Origin of the sequence: Vibrio sp. CUB2, from assembly GCF_001557945.1 — a bacterium.
GTDB classification, from domain to species: domain Bacteria; phylum Pseudomonadota; class Gammaproteobacteria; order Enterobacterales; family Vibrionaceae; genus Vibrio; species Vibrio owensii.
Map to the genome: position 1 here is coordinate 1 of NZ_LNRB01000040.1, position 6,849 is coordinate 6,849.

Below are 6,849 nucleotides of genomic sequence, written 5' to 3' on the forward strand. Positions count from 1 at the left end.
GAGTGTCGTACTCTACGTGAGAAGTAGCGATTGTGATACCGCGCTCACGCTCTTCTGGAGCGTTATCGATAGATGCGAAGTCACGAGCAGCACCGCCGTATACTTTAGCAAGTGTTGTACAGATAGCAGCTGTTAGAGTAGTTTTACCGTGGTCAACGTGGCCGATAGTACCAACGTTTACGTGCGGTTTTACACGTTCAAATTTTTCTTTAGACATGAGTAGTCCCTCTAGGTACGGATTTAGGTGGCCCGAATTGACCACGCAACCAAAAAAGATAATTGGTAAATCTTATATCAAAAGGAAATAACTTTAAGAGCTGGTGCTGATAGGCAGACTCGAACTGCCGACCTCATCCTTACCAAGGATGCGCTCTACCACCTGAGCTATATCAGCACTCAAATTAGAGTGGAGCGGGCAGCGGGAATCGAACCCGCATCATCAGCTTGGAAGGCTGAGGTAATAGCCATTATACGATGCCCGCAACACGTAACTCTGAGAGCTATTTCCTAAAGAATATGGTGGAGGGGGACGGATTCGAACCATCGAAGGCAGTGCCGGCAGATTTACAGTCTGCTCCCTTTGGCCACTCGGGAACCCCTCCAAAATTTCATGCCATTCTTACTACAATTGCTTCTAATGAAACATGAAAGAATGGTGCCGACTACCGGAATCGAACTGGTGACCTACTGATTACAAGTCAGTTGCTCTACCTACTGAGCTAAGTCGGCATAAGTGGTGCGCATTCTATTGAATGATTTTCTAGGTTGCAATAGCTATTTTAAAAAAAATCGTAAAATTCGACTTTTTAGAATCGATTGCTGCAAAATCATACAAACCTCCCTTTTTAAAGCAAACTTTCGAGCTTTGTCGTTTGCTTTGCTCGGAGCTTGTTGTATGTTCTTGCTCTCTATGAAACCAAGGATAAAAGAGATCCATGAGTCCATTTTTGTCATTTGACCGTGCGGAATGGGCAGAGTTACGTAATTCTGTTCCTATGACACTCTCTGAAGACGACTTAAAAGCGCTTCAAGGCATTAATGAAAACCTCACTATGGAGGAAGCGGTAGAGATCTACCTTCCTTTGTCTCGTCTATTGAATTTATACGTTCAAGCTCGTCAAAGTCGCAACTCCGTCTTACAGGAATTCCTGAATACGGAAGAGCACGCTCCACCATTCGTGATTGGTATTGCGGGAAGTGTTGCAGTAGGAAAAAGCACGACAGCGAGACTTCTTAAAGCCCTGCTTTCTCGCTGGGAGAACCACCCTAAAGTCGCCTTAGTGACAACAGACGGTTTCTTATATCCAAAGAAAGTATTAGAAGATAAAGGCATCATGCATCGTAAAGGCTTTCCCGAGTCTTACGATATCAAACGCTTGGTAGAATTTGTTTCTGATGTAAAAGCTGGCCAGCCTAACTTAGAAGTGCCTGTCTATTCGCATATCACTTACGACATTACAGACGAAAAGAAAAAAGTGGATCGCCCTGATGTGTTAATCATTGAAGGGTTAAACGTTTTACAGAGCGGAATGGATTACCCTCACGATCCGCATCGCGTATTTGTTTCTGACTTCCTAGATTTTTCTATCTATGTGGATGCAGAAACAGACACCATTGAGCAATGGTATATAGAAAGATTCTTGAAGTTTCGTAGAGGTGCCTTTACTAAGCCAGGCTCTTACTTTAGCCACTATACCCAGCTATCTGTAGACGAGGCGAAAAATAAAGCTAAAGACATATGGCATTCAATCAACGGGTTGAACTTAGAACACAATATCCTTCCAACTCGTGAAAGGGCTCATCTGATTCTGCATAAAGGCCCAAGCCATTTGGTGGATAAGGTTTCTTTGAGAAAGTAACCTTATCCTTAATGACGGGGCTAGTCATTTTTTCTTAAGGAGATCTCTCCGCCAACATAGGTCTCCAATCCATTTTTAGTTTCAAGCACTACCCCACCTTGCTGGTCGATGCCTTTCACTACTCCATGAATCTCTCTTGGCCCCATCAGCAGCTTAACTGAGCGTCCAATAAAATTATCTAAACGATTCCAGCGGTCAACAAAACCTGCCAGTCCTGCCATTTCATATTCTTCTAGCGCGTTCTTCCAATGCTCGATTAGCTTTATCGCTAGCTGAGCGCGGTCAATCAAAACACCATCACTCACTTGGTTCAGAGTCGTCCAAGGTTGATCAATTTCTGGCTGCATATCTGGCATTCCGATATTTAACCCCATGCCGATCACCAAATGCGCTGCTCCACCGGCCTGACCCGACATTTCCACCAAAATGCCCGCCAATTTCTTATCTTGGTAATAGATGTCATTCGGCCACTTCAATTTGACGCCATCGATACCAAGGCTTTCTATTGCCTCTACAGCAGCGATACCAACAACCAAGCTCAAGCCCATCGCTGCAGCCATACCAGCATCCAATCGCCAGTACATCGATAAGTAAAGGTTTGTTCCAAAGGGAGATATCCACTGGCGTCCACGCCTTCCTCGCCCTTTTGCCTGATACTCTGCAAGACAGACTCGCCCTTTGTCTGACTCATTCACTTTATCAAGCAAGTATTGGTTAGTAGAGTCAATAACCGAGATCAACTCTATTGGCGTCTCTACTTTGGCTTGCAATTGAGTCTCATCGAGCAACTGCAAAGGCTGGGCTAGCTGATAGCCTCGCCCTTGGATACGGTAAATATCCACCCCCCAGTCATTAAGCCCTTTGATATGCTTAGCAATGGCAGCTCGAGAGATACCTAACTCCTGCCCTAGCGCTTCTCCTGAATGGAAATCTCCGTCACTGAGCGCTTTGAGAATATGCAATTTTACTGAGTGTTCTTTTCTCATTGCATTGCCTCAATTTCAGCCAAATTGGTCTCGCCCTTGCTATTCATAAAGCGGACTTCATGCTCTAGTTCAATTTGGTATTTATCCCAAACTGTCTTCTTCACTAAAGAAGCCAACTCGACCACATCGCTAGCACTGCAATTATCTACATTGGTTAATACTAAAGCTTGCAATGGGTTCACCTGAGCCCCATTGACTGACACGCCTTTGAGCCCGCATTGGTCAATCAACCAACCAGCCGCAACCTTCATCCCCTCTTTTGCTGGGTAAGCCACCATGTTGCTATGTTTCTGAATGAGTTGATCATAATGATCTTGGCTGATCACGGGATTTTTGAAGAAACTACCCGCATTGCCCACTTTTGTAGGATCCGGTAATTTTTCCATGCGCACTTGGCAAACACGTTCAAAAATAGCGAGTGGGGTGAGCTCTTCTTCTGGAATACTTTGTAGAGGGCCATACTGATTAATAGCTTGCCATTGCTTAGGCAACTTGAGACCAACCGCAGTAATAAAACACTTCTCATATAGTTCATGCTTGAAGATAGAGTCGCGATAACCAAACAAGCACTCTTCGGCACTCATTCGTTTAGTATCAAAACTAGTCAAATCAAGAATGTCGACATATTCACAAATATCTTGTAGCTCTAAACCATAAGCACCGATATTTTGAATTGGCGCCGAACCCGCACACCCTGGGATAAGCGCAAGGTTTTCCATGCCGCCCATCTCTTGCTTAACACTCCATTCGACCAAATCAGGCCAATCTTCTCCCCCCTCAATATGCAGTAAGTAATGCTCATCCGTTTCAGTCACGGTTTTACCCATTAAACGGTTGATGATCACCATGCCTTCATAGTGCTGAGTGAACAGCATATTACTGCCTTTACCTAAGAAGAGCTTAGGTATGTCTTGATAAGCTTTGTCTTGGAAGAGTTGTATAACGTCGTCAACAGATTCAACGATCACTAAATACGCACAAGTTTGTTCTATACCAAATGTGTGAAAAGCCTTAAGGCTCGCGTGTTTCTTAATTTCCATAGTGGATTTGCAACGCCAGATGAGATTCTCTTAAACTATGAACATTCTACATTAGTTATCTTTTAGCCGCAGTGACAATACCTAGCTCATTAATCATAGAAGTGTTAAATCCGATCAAACTGCCTCTCATCAAGAGGTTGTACAAAGCTCATTACCCCGCAGGGAGAGCAAAGCGAGACGAATTGATCGTAACCGCCACCTTAGAGGGCAGTATCATTGCTTTACTAAGATTGAAGACCATTGAGCAATCACGCTTATTGACAGGTATGCTCGTGATCCCTGAATACAGAGGGACAGGCGTAGGGAGTGCCTTGCTTACTCATTGTGAAAACACAGTTTTCAACGATGGCGATTATTGCTTTGCTTTTAACCATTTAGAACACTATTACACTCAACACGGATTCAAAACCATTGATAGCTCTGCACTTCCCAACTCTCTAAAAATGGCGTATCTGCGCTATGTAGACAGTGGTAAAGATCTCATTCCAATGCAATTCATTACTTCTGACACTCCAAACAGCGTGGTTTTGTAGCCATAGAATTCATATCTTTGGTAAAATATCAGGTTCGCAATATTGCACTTAATTAAGGTACTCACACCGGTATGATAGTAAGTAGGAACCCATTCGAACAGTTGCCAAGTCTCGCTGTTAAGCCTGAAGACTTCGAAGTTCTGCATGCTGCAGAGACTTTCAGAACTCGTCTTCTTGATGCGATCAGCAAAGCAACGTCGCGAATTTACCTAGTCGCTCTATATCTGGAAGATGATGAAGCTGGCCGTGAAATCTTCACAGCGCTCTATGAAGCGAAACAGCGCAATCCTGGGTTGGACATCAATATCTGTGTAGATTGGCACCGAGCGCAACGAGGTCTTATTGGTGCCGAGTCATCAGAAGGCAACGCAGCACTTTACAAAGCGTTCGCGAAGAAATACCAACACTCTATTCCCGTCTATGGAATTCCAGTGCGTGGAAGGGAAGTCTTTGGAGTACTTCACCTTAAAGGCTTTATCGTTGATGACACCGTGATTTACAGCGGCGCTAGCCTCAATAACGTGTATTTACACTACAACGATCGTTACCGCTTCGACCGCTACCATGTCATTCAGCATAAAACATTAGCTGACTCGATGGTGAGATTCATCCAAGATGAAATGATCGCTCACCCTGCAGTCAACGACCTAGCAGGCAAAGATAAGCCTGAAACAAAAGAAATCAAAGCAGACATCCGCCAACTTCGCTCTTCATTAGCACGTGCTAACTATGAGTTCGAAACTGAGCTCGCTAGCGAAGAAGATGTTAAAGTCACACCGCTTGTTGGCCTAGGCAAACGTCGTAATTTACTCAATCAGAAAATCGTTAAGCTGCTTGCTGCCGCTCAGAACGAAATTTTCATCTGCACCCCTTACTTTAACTTTCCTAAAGCGATTAATCGCGAAGTGAAACGCGCAATGAAGCGTGGTGTAAAAGTCACTATCGTAGTGGGTGATAAAACGGCAAACGACTTCTACATCTCTCCGGAAGAAGAGTTCAAGACCATCGGTGGCCTACCATATCTATACGAACTCAACTTACGTCGATTTGCGAAAGCCAACGAAGCAAGCATTGCTGCACGCAAACTATCTATCCACCTTTGGAAGCATGACAATAATAGCTTCCACCTAAAAGGCATCTGGGTTGATAAGCGCTACATGCTGATGACTGGTAATAACTTGAACCCTCGAGCATGGTCTCTAGATCTAGAAAATGGTTTATTAGTACAAGATAACTACGCAAAGATGACCGACAAGTTTGAGCAAGAAGTAGCAAACATTCTTGAACATACTCAGCTTATCTGTACATATAGACAATTAGAAAAAGTTGAAGACTATCCGGTAAGCGTTCAGAAGCTGGTTCGTAAGATCACACGAATTAAAGCCGATGGCGTGCTTAAACGTATTCTTTAAGACGCCTACTTAAGTGATAAGCAAGCCCAGTATGAAAATACTGGGCTTTTTTGTTACTTGTAATCAGGGATTAGCAAGCCACTATAGAGAGCAAACAGTAAGCACTCTACTCTATCTCGGCGACACCAAAGAACGTAGCTGTCCACTTCACCCTGGCCCTTTCTTAAGGACTATTAACCTATGGCCTTAAATTATTTTAGGAAGGAATTGTTTAACGAACCAACGAGTAAGCAGAAGTTTAGTATTTCCTAGCTTCCGAGAGACTTGAGTACTTTACGCGGGAGGGCTAAGCGATAACCCCAAGGATTCGATTCATTTTGCGGTTTCAGGTAAAGAGCAACCAAGGAAAGAGGCAGAAACAAAAAGACTCCAGCATTTCTGCTAGAACCACAAATATTTCTGGGGGTGGACTCAGAGATTAGGGCAGGCTGGCGATCTAACTCCCACTACGCGCTATTTTGATATTAGAGGAATCCGTTGCTCTTCCAATAGGCTGGAATTCTTTTCTCCAGATACGAAAAAGGCTCTAGTCTTTCGACTAGAGCCTTAAATATGGCAGGGGTGGAGAGATTCGAACTCCCAACACGCGGATTTGGAATCCGCTGCTCTGCCAATTGGAGCTACACCCCTGTAGAAACTACAGCTTATCACATTGTAGATTCAAAAAAACCTCGCAAAAGCGAGGTCTTCTAAATAAGTGGCGGAGCGGACGGGACTCGAACCCGCGACCCCCGGCGTGACAGGCCGGTATTCTAACCAACTGAACTACCGCTCCGCACTGGTTAGACATTTAAGTCTAAATTTAAAGCCTGGCGATGTCCTACTCTCACATGGGGAAGCCCCACACTACCATCGGCGCTAATTCGTTTCACTTCTGAGTTCGGAATGGAAATCAGGTGGGTCCAAATCGCTATGGTCGCCAAGCAAATTCTTTAATCTGGAAAACTGATGTTAAGTTCTATTTACACATTCAATGTTCTTGCATTGAGTCCATCAAAACCCCTTGGGTGTTGTATGGT

6 protein-coding genes, 6 tRNA genes and 1 rRNA gene are annotated in these 6,849 nt (G+C 44.2%); 3 read left to right on the plus strand and 10 right to left on the minus strand.

Annotation, left to right across the window (positions count from 1 at the left end; all coding sequences use genetic code 11):
• From ATB78_RS27345 to ATB78_RS27365, 5 genes are all read right to left on the minus strand, one after another.
• On the minus strand, positions 1-217 hold a 217-nt coding region (locus ATB78_RS27345), incomplete at its 3' end, for a GTP-binding protein (RefSeq protein ID WP_230959143.1).
• A 101-nt stretch (positions 218-318) separates the two neighbouring features.
• A tRNA-Thr gene (locus ATB78_RS27350) sits at positions 319-394 on the minus strand.
• 13 nt (positions 395-407) lie between these two features.
• Positions 408-482, minus strand: a tRNA-Gly gene (locus ATB78_RS27355).
• A gap of 35 nt (positions 483-517) precedes the next feature.
• Positions 518-602, minus strand: a tRNA-Tyr gene (locus ATB78_RS27360).
• A 51-nt stretch (positions 603-653) separates the two neighbouring features.
• Positions 654-729, minus strand: a tRNA-Thr gene (locus ATB78_RS27365).
• Between the two features lie 206 nt (positions 730-935).
• Here ATB78_RS27365 and coaA point away from each other — a divergent pair.
• Entirely contained in the window at positions 936-1,859 is a 924-nt protein-coding gene (gene coaA / locus ATB78_RS27370) for a type I pantothenate kinase (protein WP_005442549.1), read from the plus strand.
• Between the two features lie 20 nt (positions 1,860-1,879).
• On the opposite strand, the gene birA is transcribed toward coaA, so the two are convergent.
• The gene (birA, locus tag ATB78_RS27375; RefSeq protein ID WP_061011114.1) at positions 1,880-2,845 is read right to left on the minus strand and encodes a bifunctional biotin--[acetyl-CoA-carboxylase] ligase/biotin operon repressor BirA; all 966 of its coding nucleotides are present in this window, start codon (positions 2,843-2,845) and stop codon (positions 1,880-1,882) included.
• Entirely contained in the window at positions 2,842-3,885 is a 1,044-nt protein-coding gene (gene murB, locus ATB78_RS27380) for a UDP-N-acetylmuramate dehydrogenase (RefSeq protein WP_061011115.1), read from the minus strand. The genes birA and murB overlap by 4 nt, the downstream gene beginning before the upstream one ends.
• Positions 3,886-3,986: 101 nt before the next feature.
• Between murB and ATB78_RS27385 the strand changes: the two genes are divergently transcribed.
• Together ATB78_RS27385 and pssA are read left to right on the plus strand one after the other, a co-directional pair.
• Positions 3,987-4,418, plus strand: coding sequence for a GNAT family N-acetyltransferase (locus ATB78_RS27385; protein WP_061011116.1), 432 nt, complete (start codon positions 3,987-3,989; stop codon positions 4,416-4,418).
• Positions 4,419-4,489: 71 nt separating this feature from the next.
• Entirely contained in the window at positions 4,490-5,830 is a 1,341-nt protein-coding gene (pssA, locus tag ATB78_RS27390) for a CDP-diacylglycerol--serine O-phosphatidyltransferase (RefSeq protein WP_038897299.1), read from the plus strand.
• A 553-nt stretch (positions 5,831-6,383) separates the two neighbouring features.
• Here the strand turns inward: pssA and ATB78_RS27395 are convergent.
• The 3 genes from ATB78_RS27395 to rrf form a co-directional block, all read right to left on the minus strand.
• Positions 6,384-6,460, minus strand: a tRNA-Trp gene (locus ATB78_RS27395).
• 68 nt (positions 6,461-6,528) lie between these two features.
• Positions 6,529-6,605: transfer RNA gene (locus tag ATB78_RS27400), tRNA-Asp, on the minus strand.
• A 32-nt stretch (positions 6,606-6,637) separates the two neighbouring features.
• Positions 6,638-6,754 (minus strand): 5S ribosomal RNA (rrf, locus tag ATB78_RS27405).
• Between the last annotated feature and the right edge of the window lie 95 nt (positions 6,755-6,849).

Excerpts from the sequence above, each read along its gene's own strand:
- coaA (WP_005442549.1), top strand. The coding sequence starts at position 936 with ATGAGTCCATTTTTGTCATTTGACCGTGCGGAATGGGCAGAGTTACGT.
- pssA (WP_038897299.1), top strand. The coding sequence starts at position 4,490 with ATGATAGTAAGTAGGAACCCATTCGAACAGTTGCCAAGTCTCGCTGTT.
- birA (WP_061011114.1), bottom strand. The coding sequence starts at position 2,845 with ATGAGAAAAGAACACTCAGTAAAATTGCATATTCTCAAAGCGCTCAGT.
- murB (WP_061011115.1), bottom strand. The coding sequence starts at position 3,885 with ATGGAAATTAAGAAACACGCGAGCCTTAAGGCTTTTCACACATTTGGT.